Origin of the sequence: Enterococcus sp. DIV1368b, from assembly GCF_050529595.1 — a bacterium.
Classification (GTDB): Bacteria; Bacillota; Bacilli; order Lactobacillales; family Enterococcaceae; genus Enterococcus_B; species Enterococcus_B mundtii.
Genome location: NZ_CP172883.1, coordinates 876618 through 902861 on the forward strand (window position 1 = coordinate 876618; position 26244 = coordinate 902861).

The 26244-nt window shown below is 38.4% G+C and carries 27 protein-coding genes and 1 tRNA gene; 22 read left to right on the plus strand and 6 right to left on the minus strand.

The window, feature by feature from the left end; all coding sequences use genetic code 11:
- The first annotated feature begins 10 nt into the window (after positions 1-10).
- The 7 genes from ftsZ (at position 11) to ileS (ending at position 7442) form a co-directional block, all read left to right on the plus strand.
- Entirely contained in the window at positions 11-1258 is a 1248-nt protein-coding gene (gene ftsZ, locus IGJ19_RS04120) for a cell division protein FtsZ (protein ID WP_010735977.1), read from the plus strand.
- Positions 1259-1273: 15 nt separating this feature from the next.
- Positions 1274-1960 (plus strand): YggS family pyridoxal phosphate-dependent enzyme, encoded by a 687-nt coding sequence (locus IGJ19_RS04125; protein ID WP_071865934.1) that lies wholly within the window; start codon positions 1274-1276, stop codon positions 1958-1960.
- The gene (locus IGJ19_RS04130) at positions 1960-2559 is read left to right on the plus strand and encodes a cell division protein SepF (RefSeq protein ID WP_065095674.1); all 600 of its coding nucleotides are present in this window, start codon (positions 1960-1962) and stop codon (positions 2557-2559) included. Before IGJ19_RS04125 ends, IGJ19_RS04130 begins: the two co-directional genes overlap by 1 nt.
- 30 nt (positions 2560-2589) lie before the next feature.
- On the plus strand, positions 2590-2859 hold the full coding sequence (locus IGJ19_RS04135; RefSeq protein WP_071865935.1) for a YggT family protein: 270 nt from the start codon (positions 2590-2592) through the stop codon (positions 2857-2859).
- Between the two features lie 35 nt (positions 2860-2894).
- Positions 2895-3677: an RNA-binding protein gene (locus IGJ19_RS04140; protein ID WP_065095675.1), complete on the plus strand. Its 783-nt coding sequence runs from the start codon at positions 2895-2897 to the stop codon at positions 3675-3677.
- A gap of 20 nt (positions 3678-3697) precedes the next feature.
- Positions 3698-4405 (plus strand): DivIVA domain-containing protein, encoded by a 708-nt coding sequence (locus tag IGJ19_RS04145; RefSeq protein WP_019722916.1) that lies wholly within the window; start codon positions 3698-3700, stop codon positions 4403-4405.
- 244 nt (positions 4406-4649) lie between these two features.
- Positions 4650-7442 (plus strand): isoleucine--tRNA ligase, encoded by a 2793-nt coding sequence (gene ileS, locus IGJ19_RS04150; protein WP_142432951.1) that lies wholly within the window; start codon positions 4650-4652, stop codon positions 7440-7442.
- Between the two features lie 91 nt (positions 7443-7533).
- Here the strand turns inward: ileS and zwf are convergent, their stop codons facing one another.
- The 3 genes from zwf to IGJ19_RS04165 all read right to left on the minus strand — a co-directional run bounded on the left by zwf (position 7534) and on the right by IGJ19_RS04165 (position 10439).
- Positions 7534-9057, minus strand: coding sequence for a glucose-6-phosphate dehydrogenase (gene zwf / locus IGJ19_RS04155; RefSeq protein ID WP_176285305.1), 1524 nt, complete (start codon positions 9055-9057; stop codon positions 7534-7536).
- Positions 9058-9071: 14 nt separating this feature from the next.
- Positions 9072-9719, minus strand: coding sequence for a metal-dependent transcriptional regulator (locus IGJ19_RS04160; RefSeq protein ID WP_071865938.1), 648 nt, complete (start codon positions 9717-9719; stop codon positions 9072-9074).
- A 375-nt stretch (positions 9720-10094) separates the two neighbouring features.
- Entirely contained in the window at positions 10095-10439 is a 345-nt protein-coding gene (locus tag IGJ19_RS04165; protein ID WP_071865939.1) for a DUF4828 domain-containing protein, read from the minus strand.
- Positions 10440-10611: 172 nt separating this feature from the next.
- On the opposite strand from IGJ19_RS04165, the gene sfsA reads away from it, so the two are divergent.
- The 12 genes from sfsA to IGJ19_RS04225 all read left to right on the plus strand — a co-directional run bounded on the left by sfsA (position 10612) and on the right by IGJ19_RS04225 (position 21502).
- Positions 10612-11340 (plus strand): DNA/RNA nuclease SfsA, encoded by a 729-nt coding sequence (sfsA, locus tag IGJ19_RS04170; protein ID WP_071865940.1) that lies wholly within the window; start codon positions 10612-10614, stop codon positions 11338-11340.
- A 15-nt stretch (positions 11341-11355) separates the two neighbouring features.
- Positions 11356-12369: a Gfo/Idh/MocA family protein gene (locus IGJ19_RS04175; RefSeq protein WP_010735966.1), complete on the plus strand. Its 1014-nt coding sequence runs from the start codon at positions 11356-11358 to the stop codon at positions 12367-12369.
- Positions 12369-13646 carry a DEAD/DEAH box helicase gene (locus tag IGJ19_RS04180; protein WP_071865942.1) on the plus strand — a complete coding sequence of 426 codons (1278 nt, stop codon included), beginning with the start codon at positions 12369-12371 and terminating at the stop codon, positions 13644-13646. The genes IGJ19_RS04175 and IGJ19_RS04180 overlap by 1 nt, the downstream gene beginning before the upstream one ends.
- A gap of 62 nt (positions 13647-13708) precedes the next feature.
- The gene (locus tag IGJ19_RS04185; RefSeq protein WP_071865943.1) at positions 13709-16411 is read left to right on the plus strand and encodes a sigma 54-interacting transcriptional regulator; all 2703 of its coding nucleotides are present in this window, start codon (positions 13709-13711) and stop codon (positions 16409-16411) included.
- Between the two features lie 151 nt (positions 16412-16562).
- Positions 16563-16880: a PTS sugar transporter subunit IIB gene (locus IGJ19_RS04190; RefSeq protein WP_010735963.1), complete on the plus strand. Its 318-nt coding sequence runs from the start codon at positions 16563-16565 to the stop codon at positions 16878-16880.
- A gap of 26 nt (positions 16881-16906) precedes the next feature.
- The gene (locus IGJ19_RS04195) at positions 16907-17227 is read left to right on the plus strand and encodes a PTS lactose/cellobiose transporter subunit IIA (protein ID WP_010735962.1); all 321 of its coding nucleotides are present in this window, start codon (positions 16907-16909) and stop codon (positions 17225-17227) included.
- Between the two features lie 109 nt (positions 17228-17336).
- Positions 17337-18797 carry a PTS sugar transporter subunit IIC gene (locus IGJ19_RS04200; protein WP_074799787.1) on the plus strand — a complete coding sequence of 487 codons (1461 nt, stop codon included), beginning with the start codon at positions 17337-17339 and terminating at the stop codon, positions 18795-18797.
- A gap of 108 nt (positions 18798-18905) precedes the next feature.
- On the plus strand, positions 18906-19127 hold the full coding sequence (locus tag IGJ19_RS04205) for a hypothetical protein (protein WP_010735960.1): 222 nt from the start codon (positions 18906-18908) through the stop codon (positions 19125-19127).
- Positions 19128-19150: 23 nt separating this feature from the next.
- Positions 19151-19333, plus strand: coding sequence for a DUF3188 domain-containing protein (locus IGJ19_RS04210; RefSeq protein WP_010735959.1), 183 nt, complete (start codon positions 19151-19153; stop codon positions 19331-19333).
- Positions 19333-19746 carry a DUF3284 domain-containing protein gene (locus tag IGJ19_RS04215; protein WP_142432952.1) on the plus strand — a complete coding sequence of 138 codons (414 nt, stop codon included), beginning with the start codon at positions 19333-19335 and terminating at the stop codon, positions 19744-19746. The genes IGJ19_RS04210 and IGJ19_RS04215 overlap by 1 nt, the downstream gene beginning before the upstream one ends.
- A 264-nt stretch (positions 19747-20010) precedes the next feature.
- A complete protein-coding gene (locus tag IGJ19_RS04220; protein ID WP_074799786.1) occupies positions 20011-21189 on the plus strand; it encodes a GNAT family N-acetyltransferase in 1179 nt (392 codons plus the stop codon).
- Between the two features lie 34 nt (positions 21190-21223).
- Complete coding sequence (locus IGJ19_RS04225; RefSeq protein WP_071865946.1) at positions 21224-21502, plus strand: zinc ribbon domain-containing protein; 279 nt, start codon at positions 21224-21226, stop codon at positions 21500-21502.
- Positions 21503-21797: 295 nt separating this feature from the next.
- On the opposite strand, the gene IGJ19_RS04230 is transcribed toward IGJ19_RS04225, so the two are convergent.
- A tRNA-Arg gene (locus IGJ19_RS04230) sits at positions 21798-21871 on the minus strand.
- A gap of 121 nt (positions 21872-21992) precedes the next feature.
- Between IGJ19_RS04230 and IGJ19_RS04235 the strand changes: the two genes are divergently transcribed.
- Positions 21993-22157 (plus strand): hypothetical protein, encoded by a 165-nt coding sequence (locus tag IGJ19_RS04235; RefSeq protein ID WP_169823209.1) that lies wholly within the window; start codon positions 21993-21995, stop codon positions 22155-22157.
- A gap of 60 nt (positions 22158-22217) precedes the next feature.
- Here IGJ19_RS04235 and IGJ19_RS04240 read toward each other — a convergent pair whose 3' ends face one another.
- A complete protein-coding gene (locus IGJ19_RS04240; protein ID WP_071865947.1) occupies positions 22218-23450 on the minus strand; it encodes an aminopeptidase in 1233 nt (410 codons plus the stop codon).
- A gap of 260 nt (positions 23451-23710) precedes the next feature.
- Here IGJ19_RS04240 and IGJ19_RS04245 point away from each other — a divergent pair, with 260 nt between their 5' ends.
- Positions 23711-24280 carry a TetR/AcrR family transcriptional regulator gene (locus IGJ19_RS04245; RefSeq protein WP_010735953.1) on the plus strand — a complete coding sequence of 190 codons (570 nt, stop codon included), beginning with the start codon at positions 23711-23713 and terminating at the stop codon, positions 24278-24280.
- Between the two features lie 113 nt (positions 24281-24393).
- On the opposite strand, the gene IGJ19_RS04250 is transcribed toward IGJ19_RS04245, so the two are convergent.
- Positions 24394-24837: a flavodoxin gene (locus IGJ19_RS04250; protein WP_010735952.1), complete on the minus strand. Its 444-nt coding sequence runs from the start codon at positions 24835-24837 to the stop codon at positions 24394-24396.
- A 162-nt stretch (positions 24838-24999) separates the two neighbouring features.
- On the opposite strand from IGJ19_RS04250, the gene map reads away from it, so the two are divergent.
- Complete coding sequence (map, locus tag IGJ19_RS04255; RefSeq protein WP_071865948.1) at positions 25000-25764, plus strand: type I methionyl aminopeptidase; 765 nt, start codon at positions 25000-25002, stop codon at positions 25762-25764.
- The last annotated feature ends 480 nt before the right edge of the window (positions 25765-26244 follow it).

A 26244-nucleotide genomic window follows, 5' to 3' on the forward strand; every position in this document is an offset into this window, starting at 1 on the left:
GGAAAAAAACATGGAATTCTCAATTGATAATAACATCAATGACGGCGCAGTCATCAAAGTAATCGGCGTCGGTGGTGGAGGCGGAAACGCTGTAAACCGTATGATTGAAGAAAACGTTAAAGGTGTTGAGTTTATCACTGCCAACACAGACGTTCAAGCATTAAAAAATTCAAAAGCTGAAACAGTGATCCAATTAGGCCCTAAATACACACGTGGTTTAGGAGCAGGTTCACAACCAGAAGTTGGTCAAAAAGCAGCTGAAGAGAGTGAACAATCTTTACGTGAAGCATTAGAAGGCGCAGACATGATCTTCATCACTGCTGGTATGGGTGGTGGAACTGGTACTGGTGCTGCACCGATCGTTGCTGGAATCGCTAGAGAATTAGGCGCATTGACAGTAGGTGTTGTCACTCGTCCATTTACATTTGAAGGACCAAAACGTGGCCGTTTCGCTGCGGAAGGTATCGCACGTTTGAAAGAAAATGTTGATACATTATTGATCATCTCAAACAACCGTCTTCTTGAAGTCGTTGACAAAAAGACACCAATGCTTGAAGCATTCCGTGAGGCAGATAATGTCTTACGCCAAGGTGTGCAAGGTATCTCTGATCTAATCACTGCACCAGGTTACGTAAACTTGGATTTTGCTGATGTAAAAACAGTCATGGCAAACCAAGGTACTGCTTTGATGGGTATCGGAGTAGCAAGCGGTGAAGAACGCGTGATCGAAGCAACGAAGAAAGCAATCTCTTCTCCATTATTAGAAACATCGATCGATGGGGCAGAACAAGTCCTATTGAACATCACTGGTGGCTTGGATATGACGTTATTCGAAGCACAAGATGCTTCAGATATCGTAGCAAATGCAGCAACTGGCGATGTAAATATCATCTTAGGTACATCGATCAATGAAGAAATGGGCGATGAAATCCGTGTAACGGTCATTGCTACAGGTATTGATGAAACAAAAAAGGAACGAAAGTCTAGTCGTCCAGCTAGACAAACGTCAACTCAAACGCAATCTTCTGCTCAAAGCAATCGATTAGACATGGACCAAGCAAAACCAATTACTGCTGAAGATGAAAGCAGTTTTGGTGATTGGGACATCCGTCGCGAACAAAATGTTCGTCCAAAAGTGGATGAGTCTAATTACGAAACTATTGAGAAAAAAGAATTTGATACATTCAATCGTGAAGAAACAAAAACAAAAGGTGACGACGAATTGAATACACCGCCGTTTTTCCGTCGTAAAAAATAAAAGGAGGAAGAGCACATGATTGCTGACAACTTGCAGAATATCAAGCAAGACATTCAGGATTCGTGTGCTCTTGTTCATCGTGACCCGAAAGAAGTGACATTAGTAGCTGTTACAAAATCTGTAGAATCACTCCAAACTGAAGAATTAATCAATGCTGGAGTCACACATTGTGCAGAAAATCGTGTCGATAAATTGTTGCAAAAAAAACAAGATTTGCTTAAATATTCTGAAGTGAAGTGGCATTTAATTGGTAATTTACAACGCAGAAAGGTAAAATTGATTGTAAATGAAATTGATTACTTTCATGCGTTAGACAGTTTGAAATTAGCAGAAGAAATCCAAAAAAGATTAGAAAAACAATTAGCTTGTTTTGTGGAAGTCAATGTGTCTGGTGAAGTATCGAAACACGGTATCTCACCAGCAGAGCTTCTGCCTTTCTTAGAATCTTTAGCAGCCTATCCAAATATACAGGTAGTGGGACTTATGACTATGGCACCGAAGGACGCTTCTGCTGAACAAATTCGTAAAGTGTTTGAAACGCTGAGAGAATTGCGTGATCTTGCCCAATCAAAACAATACACACATGCACCATGTACCGAACTGAGCATGGGGATGAGCCAAGATTTTCAACTTGCAATTGAAGAAGGAGCTACATTTATCCGTGTAGGAACAGCGCTATTCAAAGACGAGGAGGAAGAATAATGCCACTTTTAAACAGGGGAGCAATTGCTAATTTTTTCGGATTAGCTGATGAAGAAGAGTACGAATACGAAGATTATCCTGAACAACAACAGGTTGCTAAGCAACCAACTAAATCAAACACACAGTATCAACAACATTCTCCAGCTGTTTCACAGCCGATTGAAAAAAAACAACGCCCAACGACGACATCTCGTCCGGTTGGTCGTGAGAATGCGCCGACGAACGAAACAAAAAAAGTCATCGAATTACATCAAACTTCTACAAAAAATACGCAAAAAGACCAACGACAAACGAGACCATCTGTTCAACCTAACACACAGTTAGCAGGAAAAATCACAGTGATGGAACCTCGTGCCTACTCTGAAGCAATGACGATTGCTAAAAGGATCATTGCGGGAGAAGCAACATTAGTCAACTTTCGGTTAGTAGAAGAAAAGCAGGCTCGACGTATCGTGGATTTCCTAACAGGCACAGTCTATGCGTTAGACGGCGATATCAAACGAGTAGGTGATGAGATTTTCCTTTGCACACCAGCTGGTCTGGAAATCGATAGTTCAACGGCTCAATCTTTCGCAGATGGAAGTATGTTTGATCTGTAAAGAGGAGGAGCAAACATTTATATTCTTTTTATGTTACTTAATTTAATTTCACGTGCTGCATACTTTTATAGCATGATCCTAGTAGTTTATGCGTTACTATCTTGGTTTCCAGGAGGGTATCAATCTAGCCTTGGGCGTATATTAGCAAAGATTTGTGAACCATATATCAGCCTATTCGATCGTTTGCCTTTAAGATTTGGACCAATGGATTTTACTGTCTTAGCATCAATTGTGATTTTAAATCTTGCTGTCCAAGGATTGCAGCATATCGTTTTATGGATGATTACGTTCGCTATTTAGTGTAGAACAACCAGGGATATATAGGAGGGAATCAAGTGGATACGAATGTGTATCAGCATTTCCGAGTAGATGAACGTCCGTTTATTGACTCTGTCGGAGATTGGATCGAACAGGTCCAAAGTCAGTATGCACCTTATCTGACAGAATTTCTTGATCCAAGACAATGTTACATCTTAGAGACCTTGATTCGCCAAAATAGTGACTTGCGTTTTCAATTATACGGTGGCTATGAGCAAGCAGAACGAAAAAGATGCTTGATTTTCCCAGACTACTATGAACCAGTTGACGATGATTTTGAAATGTCGTTATATGAAATCCATTACCCAAGTAAATTTGCCAGTTTGAGTCATGGAAAGATTTTAGGTACACTAGTTGGCACAGGGATTAAACGTTCTTACTTCGGTGATATTATTTCAGATGATGACCGATGGCAAGTTTTCATTGCAGACGAAATCGATCATTTTGTCGTTAATCAAGTGACTAAAATCGGGAAAGTGGCTGTTCGCTTAGAGGAGATCAATTACACAGATATGATCTTGCCAAAAGACAGCTGGACTCAAGAAAGAGGTACGGTCAGTTCACTTAGACTGGATAGTGTGATTTCGGAAATTTATAATATTTCAAGACAGCGTTCAAAGCAGCTGATCGAATCGGGGAAAGTAAAAGTTAATTGGACAGAAAATACAAAACCGGATTTTTTGCTTGAGTTATTAGATATTGTTTCGATCAGAGGATATGGTAGAATACAAATCCAAGACCTTGAGGGGAAAACAAAGAAAGACAAGTGCAGGGTGTTGTTTGGTGTATTACGTAAATAAAACAAGAAGGTGGTTTACTCATGGCTTTAACTCCATTAGATATTCAAAATAAAACATTCCCAACAAAAATGCGGGGATATAATCAAGACGAAGTAGATGATTTCTTAGATTTAGTTGTTCGTGATTACGAAGAAGTAACACAAAGAAATCGTGAGTTAGAAAAAGCAGTGAAGCATTCAGAAGAAAAACTTGAATACTTCAATGAACTGAAAGATGCGTTGAATCAATCGATCATTGTGGCACAAGATACAGCCGACAAAGTAAAAACAAGCGCAAGTAAAGAATCAGAAGTGATCGTGACTTCTGCACAAAATAAAGCAGACGAAATGGTAGCAAACGCTGAAAAACGCGCACACCAATTAACAACGGATGCAGAAGAAAAAGCCCGCCGTATCTTGACAGATGCGACTGAAAAAGCAAGACAATTGGCTACAGAAACAGAAGATTTGAAAAAGAAAACACGTGTATTCCATCAACGAATCAGCTTGATGTTGGAATCACAACTTGAACAAGTGAAAAGTCCAGAATGGGATGAAATCTTACAACCATTCTCGAGTTATGTAACAGACAGCCATGAAGTAATCAAAGAAGTTTTGGCAAAACAGCTTGACAATGAAATTGAAAGTGATGTACACTCTGAAACAGGAGTATACGAGTCTCCAGTGACTGCTTTTGATACGCAAGCAATCGATCTTTCGATCATTCCTGGAGAATACGAAGAAGAGTAGAACAGAAAAGCATTTTGACATTCTTAAAGCGAGCCAATGACAGTGTAAGATTGGTAAGACCCTGCAAAGTGAAAGATCCTCTACTTGCTTTATTTCTGAACGACAGTAAGAAATAGCGGCTGACCTCGTTATCGGTCTTCGAGAGTTACGATTGTAACTAAATTTGGGTGGTACCACGGCATGTTCGTCCCTAGGATGAACATGCTTTTTTGCGTTCTGTAAACTATAGTTAAGGAGTGTTTGTATGAAAATGAAAGAAACCTTGCAACTAGGAAAAACAAGTTTTCCTATGCGTGGGAATTTGCCGAACCGTGAAGGTGAGTGGCAAAAAGAATGGGAAGAAAATCAAATCTATCAACAAAGACAAGCGTTGAATGAAGGCAAACCAAGCTTTATTCTTCATGATGGTCCTCCGTATGCAAACGGAAATATCCATTTAGGGCATTCTTTAAACAAAATTAGTAAAGATATCATCATCCGTTCAAAATCAATGTCTGGTTTTCGTGCGCCGTACGTTCCCGGTTGGGATACGCATGGCTTGCCGATTGAGCAAGTCTTGACGAACAAAGGGATCAAAAGAAAAGAAATGACGATGGCTGAATACTTGGAAAAATGTCGTGAATACGCCCTTTCACAAGTAGACAAACAACGGGAAGACTTTAAACGTTTAGGTGTTGCTGGTGATTGGGAAAATCCTTATGTCACTTTAGATCCTTCCTATGAAGCTGCACAGATCCGTGTGTTTGGTAAAATGGCTGAAAAAGGGTATATCTACAAAGGATTAAAACCAATTTACTGGTCACCATCTAGTGAATCCTCATTAGCTGAAGCTGAAATTGAATATAAAGATGTCAAATCTCCTTCTATCTATGTCGCTTTCACTGTGAAGGATGGCAAAGGTCTTTTGGAAGAAGATACTGCTTTCGTTATTTGGACAACGACACCATGGACATTGCCAGCTAACCAAGGGATTGCTGTAAACCCAACATTTACGTATGTCTTAGTAGAAGCTGATGGTCGCAAATTTGTCGTTGCCAAAGATTTGATGGAAACGGTGCAACAGGCAATTGGCTGGGAAACAGTCGTAGTCTTAAAAGAATTTGCAGGACAAGAGATGGAATACATGACAGCGACACATCCATTCTATGAACGTGAATCTTTAGTGATCTTAGGAGATCACGTGACCTTGGATGCAGGTACTGGATTAGTCCACACCGCACCTGGACATGGGGAAGATGACTATATTGCAGGAAATCGTTACAATTTACCTGTGGTTTCTCCCGTTGATTCTAAAGGTGTATTTACGGATGAAGCACCTGGATTTGAAGGAATCTTTTATGACAAAGCAAATCCAATGATCACGGATCTATTACAAGAAAAAGGTGCCTTGTTGAAATTGGATTTCTTCACCCATAGTTACCCACATGACTGGCGTACTAAAAAACCTGTCATTTATCGTGCAACACCACAATGGTTTGCTTCAATCAATGATTTCCGCCAAAACATTCTTGATGAAGTGGAAAAAGTTGATTGGATCATTCCATGGGGAAAAACACGTCTTTACAATATGGTACGTGATCGCGGCGATTGGGTCATCTCACGCCAACGTGCTTGGGGCGTCCCACTACCAATTTTTTATGCTGAAAATGGCGAAGCGATCATTACACCTGAGACTATTGAACATGTCGCTGAATTATTTGCGGCCCATGGCTCAATCATTTGGTTTGAAAAAGAAGCGAAGGATTTACTGCCTGAAGGCTTTACGCATCCAGGATCACCAAATGGCGAATTTACGAAAGAAACAGATATCATGGACGTCTGGTTTGATTCAGGTTCTTCTCATGAAGCTGTTTTACGTCAACGCCCTGAGTTATCTTTCCCAGCAGATATGTATCTTGAAGGTTCAGATCAATATCGTGGTTGGTTCAATTCAAGTATCACTACAAGTGTAGCGATCAATGGTGTTGCGCCATACAAATCAGTTTTATCCCAAGGCTTCACGTTAGATGGCGAAGGTCGAAAAATGAGTAAATCATTAGGCAATACGATCGTTCCAGATAAAGTGATCAAACAATTTGGTGCGGATATTCTACGTCTATGGGTATCTAGTGTGGACTACGAAGCAGATGTTCGTGTGTCTATGGATATTTTAGGACAAGTTGCTGAAGTTTATCGGAAAATCCGAAATACGATGCGTTTCCTATTAGCAAATACGGATGATTTTGACCCTAAGAAAGATGCAGTAGCGTATGAAGATCGTCGTTCAGTTGATAAATATATGACAGTTCGTTTAAATCAAGTCATCAAAGAAATTCGTGAAGAAGGATATGATAAGTATAACTTTATGCAAATCTATCGCACAGTGATGAATTTCTTAACAGTTGATCTTTCTTCTTTCTATCTTGATTTTGCAAAAGATGTTGTTTATATTGAAGCAGAAAATGATCATCAACGTCGTTGTATGCAAACTGTTTTTTACGAAACAGCTGTTTCATTAACAAAATTACTGACACCGATCATTCCTCACACAACAGAGGAAATCTGGTCATTCTTAAAAGAAGAGGAAGCTTATGTTCAATTAAGTGAGCTACCAGGATATGTTGAATATCCTAACCAAGATGAGTTATTAGATACATGGGCGGCCTTCATGGATTTCCGTGATAAAGTCTTAAAAGCACTAGAAGAAGCAAGAAATAGTAAATTGATCGGAAAATCATTAGAAGCAAAATTAACGATCTATCCAAATCAACAGGTGAATCAATTATTGACAGCAGTTGATGCTGACATTCCTCAGTTATTGATCGTCTCACCAGACTACTTTACGATTATGCCAGAAAACACTGAAGCGCCTGAAAATGCTTTAGTCTTTGATGATGTAGCGATTTTAGTCGAAAAAGCAGAAGGTGAAACGTGTGATCGTTGCCGTCAAATCCGTAAAGATGTTGGCACTGATGAAAAATTACCACACTTATGCGGACGTTGCGCACAACTTGTTGAAGAATTCTATCCAGAAGCAGTCGCAGAAGGTTTTGAATAAAAGTTAGTAAAAAACAACCAAACACATTTTGTGTTTGGTTGTTTTTATTACATCAAAGAGTATTTTTAAGCGAATAGCAAATGATTGGTCACTAATCCAATTTACCGCGTTCACGGTACCAATGATCTGGTTGCCAGATCCATTCGAACCCGTCTTTTTCTAAAAGCTCGAATGCTGCTTCAGGACCCATAGAACCAGCTTTATAATTCGGGAAATCTGGTTGTACTTGATCCCAAACTTGGCGGATCACGTCAACGATATGCCAAGATTGTGCGACTTCTTCCCAATGAGAGAAGTTGGTGCTATCACCGTTCAATGCATCTAACATAAGCTTTTCATACGCTTCAGGACTATTTTCGACCATTTCAGCACTATTGCGATATTCCAGTTTGATTGGATCGGTGGCGAAGCCTTGACCAACTTTTTTTCCATTTAATGTAAATGAAAAACCTTCTGTTGGTTGAATATAGATAGTCAAAACATTTGGTGGTAACGTTGGATCATTACAAGGTTCGTCGATCGATGTTTTAAATACATTGACAGGTACTTGTTTAAAGACAATATTGATTCGTGTACCTTTTTCAGTAAGACGTTTCCCAGTACGTACATAAAACGGTACGCCAGACCAACGGAAATTATCGATCGTAAATTTTCCAGCAACAAATGTTTCAGTTGTCGATTGTGGATCAACGTTGTCTTCTTCACGGTAGCCTTTGAATGTCTGATCATCTAATTGACCTGCAGCATATTGCCCACGTACAAAATTTTCTAAGACTTCTTTTTTTTCATAAATACGAATAGCTTTTAACGCTTTGATTTTTTCTGATCGGATTTCTTTTTCGGAAAAGGCAACAGGCGGTTCCATCGCGAGTAATGCTAATACTTGAAGGATATGATTTTGGACCATGTCTTTTAACGCACCGCTGTGATCATAGTAGCCGCCACGATCTTCGACACCTAAACTTTCACCAAAAGTGATTTGGATGTTGTCGATGTAACGATTGTTCCATTGAGACTCAAAAATATTATTGGCAAAGCGAATCGCAGAGATATTTTGAATCATTTCTTTACCTAAGTAATGGTCGATACGGAAAATATCGTCTTCTGGAAAGGCTTGTCGAATTTTTTCATTCAATTCAAATGCAGAATGGAAATCAGAACCAAAAGGTTTTTCGATAATCAATCGGTTGAAGCCAGTTTCAGTGATGATTTTCTGAGATTTCAAATGTGAAACGATCGTGCCAAAAAATTGAGGAGCCATAGCTAAATAGTACATTCGATTACCATTCAAGTGGTATTTTTCATCTAAACGATCAGATAATTCTTTTAATGTTTGGTAATGAGAAGAATCATTGACATCATGAGATTGATAATAAAAATGGCTAGCAAATCGTTCGGCTTCTTCGGCAGAAGGATTTAATGTTTCGATTGTTCCTTTAACCACTTCACGATAGTGTTCATCACTCCAAGGACGACGTGCTGTACCGATCACAGCAAAATGTTCACTCAAGTTACCTTTTTTGTATAAACGAAAAAGTGAAGGATACAATTTACGTTGTGCTAAATCTCCTGTACCACCAAATATAGTAAATAATACGTTTTTTTCATTCATTATTTGGGTAATCTCCTTTACAGTTTATCGACAAAAATTGTGCTGGCGGCTTTAAAGCTGACAGGAATTTTTTTGGTTTTATTTTGGATGGTGATTGGTCCTTCATAGGCCGCTACATCAGTGATTTCATAAGTTTCATCAATATTGACATCGATTGTGACTAAATAGTCTAATAATTCCTTTTCATCAAGGACACGAGCGATCCGAATTTTTGTACCGACTGGATAGGACTCAAGTGTTTGACGACGCTCTTCATGGACAACCTGTTCTTTTTCAGGAATAATGCCTCCGTGAGGACAATGTTTAGGATGATTTAAATAACTTTCTAAATGATCCGCAAGCTGTTCAGAAGTCACATGCTCAAGTACTTCTGCATCGTCATGGACTTCATTCCAGTTGTAATCTAAATGTTCGACTAAAAAAACTTCCCATAATCGATGTTTACGTATCAGGCTACTTGCTTTTATCAGTCCACTATCAGTCAATTGTACACCTTGGTAAGGAGAGTGTTCGACTAGTTTTTCTTTGACGAGTTTAGAAATCATTTCGCTTACTGAAGCAGGTGACACTGCTAGGCTAGAAACGATTTGTTTATTGTTGACTTTAGTTGTGTCACCGCCTAATTCCAGAATGATTTTTAAATAATCTTCTCGGTTTGGTGTCATATGCGATCATCCTTTCATGGTAAGAAACCATCACTTGTAAGTGTAACAAAAAAAACACAAATTGACTATTTTATGAGAAAAAAATAGGACGGAAATGTCGGTTTTTTTTTCGTATTCAATCGTTCGTCCATCTTTCCAAGTAGTTGTTTGAGATGTGCAGTGATCAAATAGCCACTAGTTGAAAAGTACTTTGATCTTATCATAGCATAATTTGTTCGATCGTTGTGACCTAGAGGAAGTTGCATGGATGAAACTTGTAAAACGAGACAAAGAGTTTAGAAAACAGCAATTTTCTAAACCCTTCGTCTTGTTTTTATAAAAAAGAAGTACGTTAATGAAGTAATTGGCAGTGTATCATCTACTAAGCTAGGATAATCATGATTTTTTTGATAACAAATAAGCGGAATCGTTTGCTTCATCGTACAGTAACATGTCGTTGTAAGAAAACGTTAGGTAAAAGCCGTACTGATCTCTAACTATCAATTTTTCGGAAGTAACTTCGACTAATAGTGTTCCTAAAGAACGGTCATCAAGCCAAAAAGAATAATCAGAATGAATGGTCAGTTCATGGTGTGTTTGGCTGGTATCTGTAAATGACCAAGTTCCACAGTATTTATCCAGATGATCGACCTGTGCTTCTTTCTTTTTATGATCGAGTACTTTTTTTCCAGCAAGTGTTGCGATACCGGCAAGTAGAATATAGAGGATTCTTTTTTTCATTTTTTCCACTCCTTTGTCTTCATTTATGATAAAAGCATATTTTGCTTATTGTCCCTTTTCTTATAGTTTACTAAAGAACGTGCATGATTTCTCTAAGACTTTCGACTGGTTTTTCAAGTGTTTTTAGTAAAAATATGGTAGGATACAGTAGTAGGGAGACAGGTGATCACTATTGGAGTACCAAGATGTTGAAATTGCTTACTTCATTGAAAGACCAAATCGCTTTATTTCTTTTTGTTTGAACAAAAAAGGAGAAGTAGTCAAAACCCATGTTAAGAATACAGGTAGAGGCAAAGAGTTATTGCTTCCTGGTGCAGAGGTGGCGTTAGTACACATTCCTGGAACAAAGCGTAAAACTGCGTATGATCTGATTGCTGTTAAAAAAGAGCAGCAGTGGTTCAATATCGATAGTCAGTTACCAAACCGATTAGCGGTTGATGGGATTTTAGATGGGACGATCCACTTACCAAATTTAAATGGTGATATTGTGTTCTACAAACGTGAAGTGACCTTTGGCAAGTCTAAATTCGATATTTATTTAGAAACAAGTTGCGGACAAAAAGCATTTGTAGAAGTCAAAGGGATGACTCTGGAAAACAAAGCAATAGGTGCTTTTCCCGATGCACCGACCATTCGTGGACTTAAACACGTCAATGAATTGATCCGCGCGCATCAAGAAGGCTATGAGGCCTATATTCTTTTTATTGCACAATTTGAACACTTGCATCAAGCAACGATCCATGAGCAGATGCAACCAGAATTAGCCACTGCTTTTCGTTTGGCTCAGCAAGCAGGTGTTCAAGTAATCGTATATAATTGTCAAGTAACAGAAAAACAAGTGGTATTGAAACAAGCAATCCCATTTGACCTAAATACAGTTTTTGAAGATCCTAATTTATAGAAAGAAGGCGTAAAGATGATCCATTTAGGTATAATCGGCACAAATTGGATTACCCATCAATTTGTTCAAGCAGCATTAGCGACACGTAAGTATGAATTAACAGCTGTTTATTCAAGACATTTAGAAAAGGCGCAACAATTTGGCGCAGAATATGAAGGCGATATCGCATTCGCAACAGATTTAACTGTTTTTTTTGAGTTAGAACATATGGATACCGTCTATATTGCTTCGCCAAACAGTTTGCATTTTCAACATGCGAAGCAAGCAATTTTGGCTGGAAAAAATGTAATTGTAGAAAAACCGGCATTTAGTACGCCAAAAGAAATGGAAGAAATCATTCATTTAGCCAATCAAGAGAAAGTCTTTTTCTTTGAAGCCGCGCGAAATATCCATGAAGCTGGGTTTAAAAAAATTGCTGAATTTTTACCTTTGAAAGATGAGATCATTGGCGCGAATTTCAGCTATATGAAATATTCTTCTCGTTATGATCAAGTGTTAGATGGGGAAGAACCGAATATTTTCTCTCCGCGTTTTTCAGGTGGCGCAATGATGGATCTCGGCGTTTACCTCGTTTATGCAGCTGTAGGTTGGTTTGGCAAGCCGCAAGAAGTTCATTATTTCCCTAGAAAAATAGCCACAGGCGTTGATGGATTAGGTTGGGGAATTTTAAGATATGCTACTTTTGATGTGGCGATCCAACCGGGCAAGATCGGTGATTCATATCTACCTTCCGAGATTTATTTTGATAGTGGAACGGTGATCATGAATGGCGTCAATGCAATTGAGCAAGCAGAATACCATGATCGTAACCACGAACAAATCGAAAAATTAGAGATCGTTGCTTCTGAAAATCCAATGAGTGAAGAGGCAGAAGATTTTGCGAATGTGATCATGAACCCTAAAGATCCACAATGGGGATTACAGTATGAAGAATGGGTCGAACTTGCACGAAACGTGAATCAAGTCGTTTATGATTTGCGAATCAGTGGAGGGATCGAATTCGATGCAGATAAAGAGGGAACTGAGTAATGACTGATTTTGTAAAACATTTTCCAACTAATTGGCAAAACAAATGGGAAGAAAAAGGGTTCACTGTCCCATCGTTTATCCAACAAGAAGTATTCACCGACTTAAAAGAAGGCAAAAGCTTGATTGCTGTTTCTCCAACCGGTTCTGGTAAGACCTTAGCTTATCTATGGCCTTTGCTATTGAATGTGAAAAAAGGTGAGGCAAGTACTTTGTTGATCCTTGCTTCTTCTCAAGAATTGGCGATCCAAGTTGCAGAGGTCACTAGAGAATGGGCAAAAGATTTAGCAATCTCTATCCAATCTGTTGTGGGCGGCGCAAATGTCAAACGCCAAATCGAAGGGCTAAAAAAGAAACCGGAAGTATTGGTAGGCACACCAGGTCGTGTATTAGAGTTGATGAAACAAAAAAAAATAAAGGCTCATCAAATCAAAACAATCGTATTTGACGAGGCAGATCAACTTTTTGATGAAGGAAATCGACCATTTATTGATCAAATCGTTCATCAAGCGCCCACGGACTACCAGTTAGCTTTCTTTTCAGCAACAGCCGATCGTTCCATCCAGCAAATCGAATCATTGACAAAACAATCGCTGAAAGTGGTCGACGTTACAAAAATGGATGATTCAAGGAAAGGACTTAGTCACTATTTTATACGTGTCCCTGCTCGAAAAACAGAGGACTATCTAAGACGATTAGCGCATGTGGAAGGTTTCCAAGGTCTTGTTTTTTTCAACCAGTTAAGTGAGTTAGGCATGATGGAAGAAAAAATGAGTTATCGAGGAATCCGCGTGGCGAGTTTAGCATCTGACCAAAACAAGCTATTACGCAAAGCGGCATTAACTCAATTCAAAGAAGGCAAAATCAGCATGTTGTTATCAACGGATGTAGCTGCTCGTGGGCTAGATATCGCTGAACTTCCTTATGTTGTCAATGTCGACGTGCCAATGACAGAAGAAACATATTTGCATCGTGCAGGTAGAACTGGTCGAATGGGGCAACAAGGACAAGTCATCACCTTTGTGAATGAACATACACTAAGAGATTTAAAAAAAATTGCTCGACAAACAGAAACAGAACTCACTGAATTATTTATTTATGGGGGAGGCTTACAGACAGAAGCCCCTGAAAAAGCCCCAACAAAAATGCTCCCAAAAAAGAAAGAATTAGGAAAAAAAGAAGCAAGTGAAACAGTAACAAAAAAAGTTGCTTCTTCTCCGAAAACAAAACACAAAAACAAGCATAAAAAAGATAAAAATAAAGGAGCAAGGCGCAAATAAGCGCCTTTTTGTGTTATTATATTGAAAATGGAAACAGGTCGTTTGGTTAAAGGAGAGTTAGCATGAACGAAAGACAGGAAGAAATCTTGGATTTACTTACGGAAAATCATAAAGGATTGACAGCAACAGATGTTGCGAAGCAATTAGAGATTGATCGTAGTAATGCAAGCCGTTATCTAAGTGATTTATATAAAGCGCATTACATCGTGAAAAGCACTGGCAGACCTGTAGTTTATTCTATGCCTCCCAAAAAAACAGCTTCAGATAAAGTTCATGTGGACGCTTCTACACAAGTCACTTTTGAAACCTTAGTAGGGGAGAATGAATCATTAAAAGTAAGTATCCAACAGGCAAAAGCAGCGATTTTATATCCGCCAAGAGGATTGCATACGATTATTTTTGGGGAGACAGGAACTGGAAAATCGATGTTTGCTGAATGTATGTACCATTTTGCAATCGATTCGGAAATGCTTTCTCCAGATGCCCCCTTTATTTCATTTAATTGTGCGGATTATGCGCAAAACCCACAGTTGTTGTTTGGGCATATCTTCGGAATAAAAAAAGGTGCCTATACAGGTGCAACACAAGATAGCCAAGGTTTGATGGCTAAAGCAGATGGGGGGATCTTATTTTTAGATGAGATCCATCGCTTACCTCCAGAAGGGCAAGAGATGCTCTTCACGTTTATCGACAAAGGGGTTTATCGCCCATTAGGGGAGAGCGCACAAGTCCATGAGGCGTCTGTTCAGATCATCGGAGCAACGACAGAATCATCTGAAAGTTTTTTGACGACATTTAACCGCAGGATACCGATGGCAATCACTTTGCCAAATCTGGCCTCTCGTTCATTAGATGAGCGGTATGAAATCATTTCCTTGTTTATCAAGCAAGAAGCGAATCGCTTGAATCAACGGATCGATATTGAAAAAGAAGCGATTTTAGCTTTTATGTTATACGACGCAGAGGGAAATATCGGGCAAGTAAAACGTGACCTGAAATTAGTCTGTGCGAAGTCATTCCTTCATTATCGTATGCACCAAGAAGAAAAATTAGTCATTCGAAAAGAAGAGTTATCCCTGCAAGTCCAAAAAGGATTATTACGAATCAAAGAAGTCCCTGAACGATTAGATCGCTTCATGGATAGTAAGAGTCAATATTTGACGTTTGAGCCAGGATTCGCTGATGTGGTTTGGTCTAGGGACCCAGAAAGAAACATGCAAGTGTACAATGACATTGAAGAAAAGGTGATGTCGCTTTCTGAATCGGGTGGCGAAAATATTGATCTTGAAGCGTTGATCTCGAAAGATGTCGATGCCTATTTTCAAACGTACGTCAAAGAATTGACGAAAAGTACGATTCCTAAAGATTTACTTCCAGAAGACATCTGGCGTTTGACAAATGAGCTATATGATGTCGCTGAGAAACGATTAGATCGAATCTATAACCAAAAAGCACGCTTTGCGTTTGCCTTACATTTGCAAAGTACATTAGATCGTGTCAAAGATGGTCACATGATCGTTCATCCTGACTTGAATAATATACGAAAGAAGTTCAAAAAAGAATTTCAAGTTGCGATCGATTTATCTACGATCATTGAAGAAGATCAACAAGTAGAGATCCCATTTGATGAAATTGGTTTTATCAGTATGTTTTTATCGATCAATCTCGGAGAAAGTGAGCCAGTCAAAGAAAATAAAGTCGACGTGTTAGTCTTGATGCACGGGCGACAAACTGCTTCAAGTATGTTGGAGATGGCACAAGCTTTACTCGGAACAACGATCGGTCAAGCGTTCAATATGCCATTAGAGATGGAAGTTCAATCCATGTATGAAGAAGTATTGAAATATGTAAAAAATCGTCAAAGCAATTTAACAAATGGCTTGATTCTACTAACTGATATGGGTTCACTGAATACATTCAGCGATTTGATCTATGAAGAGACGGGGATACGTACAAAAGCAATCACGATGACCAGTACCATGATCGTCATCGAAGCAATCCGGATGGCAAATGTTGGTAGAAGCTTAGAAGATATCTACCAAAGTATCCAAATGTCTTTTGAATCGATTGTCAAAGATCAATTTAAAATCGAAAAGCAGGAATTGAACGAACGGAAAAAAGCAGTGATCGTAACTTGTTTTACTGGAGAAGGAGTGGCCGCAAAACTGTATCAACGAATCGTACCCGTTATCAATCAGGATAAAGTTGAAGTGATCCAAATGCAGTTTTTGGAACGTGAATCATTTAAACGCCACATTGATGCGTTATTGGAAGAATATGAGATCAAGGCGATTGCCGGAACTGTTGAGGTAGATTATCAAAATATCCCATTCTTTTCTGCCTATGACGTATTCGATGATGAAAAACTCAATACATTGAAACGCATCGCAGATGACGAAGTTCCGACAGCAAAAATTGTTGATTCATTAAAAGACTCATTGAATGCGATATCATCTGTTGAGCGTTTGATCCAAGCTTTGCAAAAAGCGATCCAACAAATCCAAACAGACTTATCGATCATTGTTGAACCAGGTGTGGATACGGGTATCGTGATCCATGTTGCTTTTTTGATTGATGGTCTGATCAAACATGAAAAATTACGTACATTTGATGATTTCCCGATTTTTGCAAAAATGTATCGCTTAGAAATGGATATCGTTCGAACGAATTTGATTGGGATCGAACGTAAATATGGTGTGAAAATCCCGGAACATGAGATTGCTTTTATCACACAAATGTTTATAGAAAATAAAATAAAAAAATGATTGAAATTGCACAGTGCACACACTAATCATTAGTGTGTGCACTGTATTTATTTGATCAGCGTTATGAAAACGCTATTTTAGCTATTTAGTGTTTGGCATGCTTCTTGCATTATAGTTATAGTGTAAAACCAAATTTAAAGGAGTGGAAAAAATGGAGAAAAAAACAATCATGTTAGTATGTTCTGCAGGAATGAGTACAAGTTTATTAGTAACAAAAATGCAAAAAGCAGCAGAAGAAAAAGGAATGGAAGCAGATATCTTCGCGGTTTCAGCTTCAGATGCTGACAATAACCTTGAATCAAAAAATGTAGATGTTCTATTATTAGGTCCACAAGTTCGCTTTATGAAAGCACAATTTGAACAAAAATTAGCGCCAAAAGGAATTCCATTGGATGTTATCAACATGCAAGATTATGGCATGATGAACGGTGCAAAAGTACTTGAGCAAGCTGAAAAATTAATGAAATAATCAAACGTGAAGCTGGAGGTAGAATAGTGGAAGATCAACAAAATCTAGAAGCCATCATGGGATTGATCATGTATGGTGGAAATGCAAAAAGCGATGCAATGGAAGCGATTTCTGCGGCGAAAAAAGGAGATTTTGATTTAGCGGAGCAAAAAATCCGCGATGCTGAAGCCTCTCTGGTAGAAGCACATCATTCACAAACTCAAATGCTCACGCAAGAAGCACAAGGAAATCATATGCAAGTAACGCTGTTGACTGTGCATAGTCAAGATCACTTGATGACATCGATCGCATTTACAGACCTTGCAAAAGAAATCATTGATTTATATCGTAGAACTTACGTTGAATAACTAAAACACTTCTTTTTTGAACGGAAGAAGAAAAAAATTTTTGAACGGATTTTTTTAATTTGATATAAAGAGTCATTCTTTATATAAAAACTTATAGGAGGAAGTAATAATGAATGGATTAACAAGTTGGATGGAAAAATACATCCTTCCAGTTGCCGGCAAAATCGGCGCGCAAAAGCACTTAGTGGCATTGCGTGACGCTTTTATCGGTACGATGCCTGCAACAATGGCTGGATCAGTAGCTGTAATGATCAATGCAATTATTCGTGATTTACCACAGCAATTTATTAGTACGTATGCTGACAGCTTAGCAGCAGACAAAGGTTTTTTTGCCGTATTGAATGTGATCATCGGCATCAATGGGTTCGTCTGGAATGGTACACTAGCAATTGCAGGACTGATTTTTGCCTTTTCATGGGGATATAATTTAGCCCGTGCTTATGGCGTAAATGACTTAGCAGGAGGGATCGTTGGTTTAGCAACGTTGATCCAAGGAATCGCTTTTGGCCCGTCGTTATCAGCTGCATTGAATGTCAATGTTCCACAAAATGTGGCAGATGCGATCAATGGATCGGAAATCGGGGCAACGATTGCTGACGGCACTCTATCAGTTGGTTTATGGGGATGGTTGAAGCTTGATCATTTAAATGGTAACGCCTACTTTACAGTAATGATCATGGGTGCAATCTCTGTTATCATTTTCTGTAAATTGATGCTTGCTAATATCACGATCAAAATGCCTGACTCAGTACCACCGGCAGTTTCTAAAGCATTTGCAGCAATCCTACCAGCAACGATTTCATTATATGTCATCGCTATCATTAATTATGTTGTTGGACGTGTGGCAGATGGTCAACTGATCATTGATTTAGTACAAAAATATATTGCAGAACCTTTCTTGGGCTTATCACAAGGTCTTGGTGCTGTATTGATCGTTACGATCTTCGTTCAGATTTTCTGGTTCTTTGGTATCCATGGTCCGAACGTATTAGCACCAGTATTAGAAGGTATTTGGGGTCAAGCACAATTGATCAACATCGATATCTTCCAAAAGGGTTACAATGGTAAAACAGGAACACCTGCAGTATTAGATGCGATTGAAGATGGTAAAGCGTACATGTGGGTACGTGGCTCATTTGATGCTTTTGCATGGTTTGGTGGGTCAGGTGGAACAATCGTTCTATTGATTGCTATCTTACTATTATCAAAACGTGCTGACTACTTGACTGTAGCAAAACTATCGATTGGACCTGGTATCTTCAATATCAATGAACCAGTCATGTTTGGTTTACCAATCGTCTTGAATGCAATCATGTTTATTCCATTCTTAGTCGCACCAGTTGTTGCGACAACGATTGGTTGGGTGGCAACTTATCTAGGATTAGTCGCACCGGTATCTCAACAAGTGACGTGGGTCGTTCCACCGTTCTTGCTATCGTTCCTTGCAACAGGAGCAGACTGGCGGGCACCGATCGTTACATTAGTATGTATGGTCGTGACCTTCCTGATTTGGGCACCATTTGTGATGTCAGCAAATAAAATGGACCCAGCAGCAGGCGAACCGAAATAAACAGTCGAAGTAGGGGCTATGGGCGATGACGATCCGTCAAATCCCTAGCCCTCGCTTCATTCGAGTAAAACTAAAAGTAATCAATAAAAAAAGAAAAGAGGAAAATAAATGATTTCAATCGCTAGTGCTATGCAACAAGATGCAATCAAAGAGTTGTTAGAAGGATACAACGAAGAAGGCATGACCTTTACTTTCAAAGAAAAACAAGGAATCAAATTATTCTTTGAAACAAGTGCAGAAGATAAAGAAGCAGCTGCCAAAACAGCAAAAGAATTGATCAAAGCCCAACCATGGGGCACAGTATTATATTTCCAAGCAGCAGCAGTCTAAGAAACAAGATAAGGGTGGTTCAAATGATAAAAAATGGATTGTTTTTGTGTAGTATTGGTTCACTGATCATACTATATAGTTTAAATCCGGGAACGCAACAATATGACATTTATAGTATGGTCACTGGATTGTTTTTTGCAGGACTAGGGATTTACTTCTTTTTAAAAGGTAAGAAGAAAGAAGAAGCAAAGGAGAAAAAGAACTAATGGAAATAATTAAAACACTAAATATTCCGGCATCGTTTTTCTATGATAAAGTGATGGATTCTGTTCTTTTCGATGTCCGCAAAGCCACTGGGAAATCAGTGACACGCAAACAATTAAAGAATCTTGAATACGTCAAACAATTCTCTCAAAATAATCGTGCACGCATTATCATTGAGGAAGTCATTGATAACCAATCTTATAAATTTCGTACCTCAACGACTAAAAATGATTTTATCGTTCATTATCAAATCAAACCAATTGATGAAAAATCGTGTGAAGTCCACTACACGGAACAAATGGAATCACATGGTATGTTGCAGAAAATGAATGATATGATCTTAGGGACGATGTTGATGTATTTTAAAAAGAGACGTTTTAAAAAGATGCTAGGGATGATTGAAGAATCCTATTAAAAGAGGATTGCAAATCAAACCGTCATTCCAAGAGGATAACTAATGATCAAAATGAGAATAAGTTGTGGAAACAACGTTTGGATCAAAAAAACGAAGCGCTAAAAACCAAAATCGTTTGTTCTATTTTGGCTTTTTAGCGCTATTTTTTTAAATCATTTTTTTATGGCAGACTACTTTTTGAAAAGGAATGAAGGTCCGCCTGCTATTCTTATAAAGAAAAAAATAGTACAATTGGTATAGATATTTAAAGGAAGAAGGGGAAGTATGACGAATGTTATAAAAGAATTGGGGAACCAAGCACTAGAAGAAATGTACACTTTAGCAACCTATGCTTTTAATTCACAAGATACAGACGAACGACGTGAACGATTTAAAATGATTGTTGAGAATTCATGGAACTACGGCTTTTTAGATCCAGAGGGCCATTTGACAAGTCAAGTAATGGCCACACCTTTTTCAGTGGATTTCTATGGAAAAAACTACTTGATGGCTGGAATCGGCTACGTTGCTTCCTATCCTGAAGCACGAGGACAGGGCGGTATCAATCGGATCATGGAAAAAATCCTTGAAGACTGTCGAGAAAGAAATGTCACGCTGTCTTATCTAGCACCATTTTCTTATCCTTTTTATCGTCGCTATGGGTATGAACAATTATTTGACCGGATCAGCTATGAGTTGGCGAGCCGTGATATGCCAGCTGTAAAGAAAACAACTGGTTATATGAAACGGACAAGTTTTGAAGAATCAGTGGATGCCATACAATCCATTTATACAAGTATGCCTGAGAGTATGCGAGGCGGTTTGGTACGAGAAGAATGGTGGTATTCTTACAAGTTCAAGCAACGAAAAGAGAATCATTATGCACTGTATTACGACCGTGAGGGAAATGCTACAGGATATGTCGTTTATAAATTAGCCGCCCCTACGTTTGTAGTCGTCGAAATGGGTTATCTAAATCATGAAGCATTGAAAGGCTTGATGCGTTTTATTGGTTCACATAGTGGCGCATTTGATTCGTTTGAGTATACATGTGGTTTTTCTGGCTATAGCAAAAATTATTTATTGGATAATCCATATGCTAAAACCACGATCACACCTTATATGATGGGGAGAATCGTAGATATTGAGAAATTTATGCAGACTTATCCATTCCGACATGCAATCAATTTTTCTATTCAAGTGACGGAAGATCCGTATGCAAAATGGAACGAAGGATTTTTTGATATTTCTTATGTCGATGGAGTACTTGAGGTGAAGAAAGTCCAACAGACAGAATTACCTGTGGTCAGTGGAACGATTCAAAGTATGACACAATTATTGTTAGGATATCAAACAGTTGAAGCGCTTGATTTCCATGAAAAAATCAAAGTAGAAGGCGTATTGGTGGCTGAACTTAGTCAAGCACTGCCTAGCCAACAACCAATTCTCAATGATTATTTCTGAGTGAAGACAATCAGATGATAGGAGGATCATAGAAATGGAAGAAATGACATATTGTCAAAGTTGTGGGATGCCACTTGATTCAGTTGAGGTTTTAGGGACAAATAAAAACAATAGCAAGAGTGAAGAATATTGCATTTACTGCTACAAAGATGGCGCATTTTTAACTGATTGTACAATGGATGAAATGATTGAAGAGAGTGTCAAGCACATGAGTGAATCAGGCATGCTGAAAGAACAAGGCAAGACAAAGGAAGAAGCGCGTGAATTCATGCATCACTTTTTCCCAGATTTAAAAAGGTGGAAACATCAATAAAGTTTATTCCAATAGCAAAAAATGGATGCTACCTCATAATTGAATAAAATGACTTCGCATAATGTATTTGGTAATAAGTTGAAAAATGGAGTTTTACTTTTGTTGCTATTTTTTTAAAAGAGCAGAAATATAATAGGGGATTGTGACCTATGGCATCTCATGATTCTTAAAACTGAATAAACAGTGTTCATAAGAAATAAGCCCGCCCCCCAAAATACAAGAACCAATTTCTGGGGAGCAGGCTTATTTCTCGGAGCTGAACATCACTATCACAAACTCGTGATAAGTTCTAAGACGTTCCTGACTGGAATCGAACCAGCGACCTATCGCTTAGGAGGCGATCGCTCTATCCTACTGAGCTACAGGAACAAGCATCAATACTATTATTTTAGCGCTTTGAAGGCATACATGCAAGCTGATTTTAGAGCAAAACGTTTCCAATAAAGGAATCCTGAGTGGTAGAATGATGGTGATAAAGGGGGTTTTGATTATGTCTGATAAGCCAAAAGAAGAAGTAATTGCAGAACGTTTAGATGAAGCAAAAAGAGAACGTGAAGAAATTACGAAAGAGGCAATCCACAAACACGAAGAAGAAAAACCTGTAGAAAAAGAAAGTCGCAAATTTACGTTTACTAAAAAAGAAGATTTATTATAAGCATATCTGTGGAATAACAAAAAAAGATCTGGGAATCTCAGATCTTTTTTTGTTTTATTATTACGCCCAGTCGCCATTTCTGAAGATCGGTACGCGTGAGCCATCTTCGCGGATGCCATCAATATCCATTTTATCTGAACCAACCATGAAGTCCACGTGCGTCTGGCTTCGATTCAAGCCTGCAGCTGCCAATTCTTCATCGGTCATTTCTGTTCCACCTTGCACACTAAACGCATAGGCTGAACCAAGTGCTAAATGGTTTGAAGCATTTTCGTCGAATAATGTGTTATAGAAGATGATACCAGATTGTGAAATCGGTGAAGGATCAGGAACTAGAGCAACTTCGCCTAAACGACGTGCACCTTCATCGGTATCTAGTAGTTTTGCTAAGACTTCTTGTCCTTGTTCCGCTGAAAAATCAACGACTTTGCCGTCTTTAAAAGTAAATTTCATTCCAGTAATGGTCGTTCCTGCATAACTTAAAGGTTTCGTACTTGAGATATATCCATCAACGCGATGACTATCAGGTGCTGTGAAGACTTCTTCTGTTGGCATGTTTGCCATGAATTTTTCATCACGAGCATTATAGCTTCCAGCGCCTTCCCACAAGTGATTTTTCGGCAAGCCAATTACGATATCTGTCCCTGGGGCAGTATAATGTAAAGCTGTAAATTGTTCCTTGTTCAATTCTTCTGCTTTTGTCGCTAATTTTTCATCGTGATTTTTCCAAGCAATTACAGGATCAGATTCATAAATGCGTGTCGTTTTGAAAATCTCATCCCACAATGCGTCGACTTGTTCTTCCTCTGGTAGATCAGGGAATACTTTTGCTGCCCACTGTTTCCCAGCAGCTGCGACAACTGTCCAACTTACTTTGTTTGATTGTGTCGCTTTTCTTAGATTCATCAATGCTTTTCCAACTGCTGATTGATAAGTGGCTACACGATCATTGTCGACTCCTGCGAATGCGTCTGGATCAGAAGAAACAACGCTGATTCTGCTCGCACCTTTTTCAATCCAATCATCTGCTTGATCGATTTTATATTGTGGAACTGTAGTGATTCGATCATCTGCTGCGTGAGTCAAGAATTCTTTTTGAATGATATCGTCTGTCCATTGAACGATCACCTCATCTGCGCCTAATTGATAAGCCTCTTTCGTGATCAATCGGGCTAATTCCGCTTGCTCTACATTGATTTGTAAGACTACTGTGTGCCCTTTCGATACATTGACCCCTGTTTCTGCAATTAAACGGGCGTATTTTTTTAAATTAACATTAAAATCAGCTAACATAATTAAATTCCTCCTCATCATATTTTTTGTAATTCCTCATTGTATGATAACATTTTATTAGAAGTGAAACAAATAAACATCTGATAAAATAATCATTTGTTTTTAATTAGAAAACAGAAAAAAGCATTGATATCCGAGTATAATGACAGAAAAATTTGTAAAAAATAAAAAAACAAGTTTTGCTTATTGAAAAAAAATGGTACAATAGTATTAATCAATGGTGGAAGCGTTATAAAAAATTTCAAGGAGATTAGAAAATTATGGCAAGAAAAAAAACGATAACAAAGGAGCAGATTTTGGCAGCCGCCTATGAAGTTGCTGCCAATGAAGGATTTTCAAAATTCACTGCGAGAAACATTGCAAATAAAATGAACTGTTCTACTCAACCAATCTATTTAGAGTTTAAAAATATGGATGATTTGAAACACGCGCTATTTGAGCAAATCTACGATTATCTAAAATACGAAGTCTTTCCTGTAGAACATACCGGCAATACGATTGTCGATCTAGCGTTGAATTACATCCATTTCGCAAATCGTGAAAAGAAATTATATAGCTCACTTTACTTGGAAGAGTATGGCGGCGGAAGAGAGATGCAAAATTTCTCCTATAATTACTTTATGGACGTAGTGAAAGAAGATCCAAAATACATGGACTTGTCAGATGATAAACTAGTCTCGCTTCACAATGGGACTTGGATCATTGCAACAGGTATCGCAGCTTTGATGTCATCGAATATCATCCATCCGACGGATACACAAATCGAAAAGATGATCCAAGACAGCATCAATGCCATTTTAAGCTTAAAAGATCCGATTGAAGTAGACTGATCTGCTTATTTGAAAAATTGATCGACCCCATTTGATAGTAATGCCTTGATTTACAAAACGTAATGCTTCTAAACAAAAAGAAGGATGTGGTAAACACATCCTTCTTTTTGTGATTAAGATAACATGGATACAAGAGATTTTGCGAACGCTTCAAGATTTTCAATATCTTCTTCCTCAGCGTTTAAATCAACTTTCACACTTTCGGCACCTTTAACAGCACCAGTTTTTGCAAAGGCAGCATCAAAATCGTCCACTGACTTACAAAACTCATCATAGAAAGTATCTCCAGATCCACACACTCCGTAGATTTTTCCAGGCAATTCAAGTTCTTGTAAGTCCTCATAGAAATCAACGATTTCGTCCGGTAGATCACCGTCATCGTATGTATAAGTAGCAACTACGCAAATATCTGCTTCTTGAAAGTCTTCTGCATCTACTTGTGTGCATTCATTGATTTCAACATCGATATCCATATTTTCCAGAGCCTCTGCAACAATATCGGCGATTTCTTCCGTGTTACCAGTCATACTTGCATAAACGATTTTTGCTAAAGCCATAAGGCGCCTCCTAAATTTTAATGAATAGCATTTCAACAACTACCAATTATACCAAAAGTTTGAGAAAAAGGAAGCGAGATTTATAAAGGTACTATGGGATTTGGCTAAATACTTCCTACTATGTTAAAATAAAAAGGATTTGTAAAAAGGAGACGAGAATAGATGATAACATTAAAATCAGCACGTGAGATCGAAGCAATGGCAGAGTCTGGTGCATTATTAGCAGATGTCCATAAAAATCTGCGAGACTTCATTAAACCAGGAGTAACTAGTTGGGATATCGAAGTATTTGTGCGTAATTATATTGAAAGTCATGGCGGAGTCGCTGCCCAAATTGGATTTGAAGGATACGAATATGCGACATGTATCAGCATCAATGATGAGATCTGTCATGGGTTTCCCCGAAAAAAACCACTTAAAAGTGGTGACTTAGTGAAAGTAGATATGTGTATCGACTTAAAAGGCGGAATCTCTGATTCTTGTTGGGCATATGTGGTCGGTGAATCCACACCTGAAATTGATCGATTGATGGAAGTGACAAAAAAAGCACTATATATCGGCATTGAGCAAGCACAAGTTGGTAATCGTATTGGGGATATTGGTCATGCAATCCAAACGTACGTCGAAGGAGAAAATCTAGGAATCGTACGAGACTTTGTTGGACATGGGGTAGGACCAACGATCCATGAAGAACCAACTATTCCTCACTATGGTGAACCTGGCAAAGGGCTAAGATTAAAAGAAGGTATGGTCATTACGATCGAGCCAATGGTCAATACAGGAACATGGAAAATGAAAATGGACCCAAATGGTTGGACAGCGTATACCAGAGATGGTGGGTTATCTTGCCAATATGAACACACATTGGCTATCACTAAAGATGGTCCAAAAATCTTGACTTCTCAAGGTGAGGAAGGAACTTATTAAGTTCTTCTTTCCGTGAACAGTTTTCAAACTGTTTGATTAACTAGAGAAAGTTGTGGATGACTTTCTTCTTCAAATAATGGATAAAAGTTGTAGGAAAGCTAGTAACTAAGATAGTAGGGTGGCAATTGGAAAAATATGTCTATTATTTTCTGGTTTGCCACCCTTTTCCTCAGTGTTATTAGCTTTTTTTTACAACCTAGATAAACGGTGTTCAAAAGCCAGCTCCTTCAATATTAAGGCAAAATTTGAAAAAATATGGAGAGCTATTTTCTCAAATTCTGCCTTAATACTTGGAGCTAAGCAGCTTTTTCACAACCTATGATAAACGGTGTTCAAAAGCCAACTCCTACGACATTAAGAGCAACATCGAAAAAATATGAGAAGCTATTTTCTCAATGTTGCTCTTAATACTTGGAGCTGACCGGCTTTTTCACAACCTATGATAAACGGTGTTCAAGAAGCAACACTTCAATAATAAGT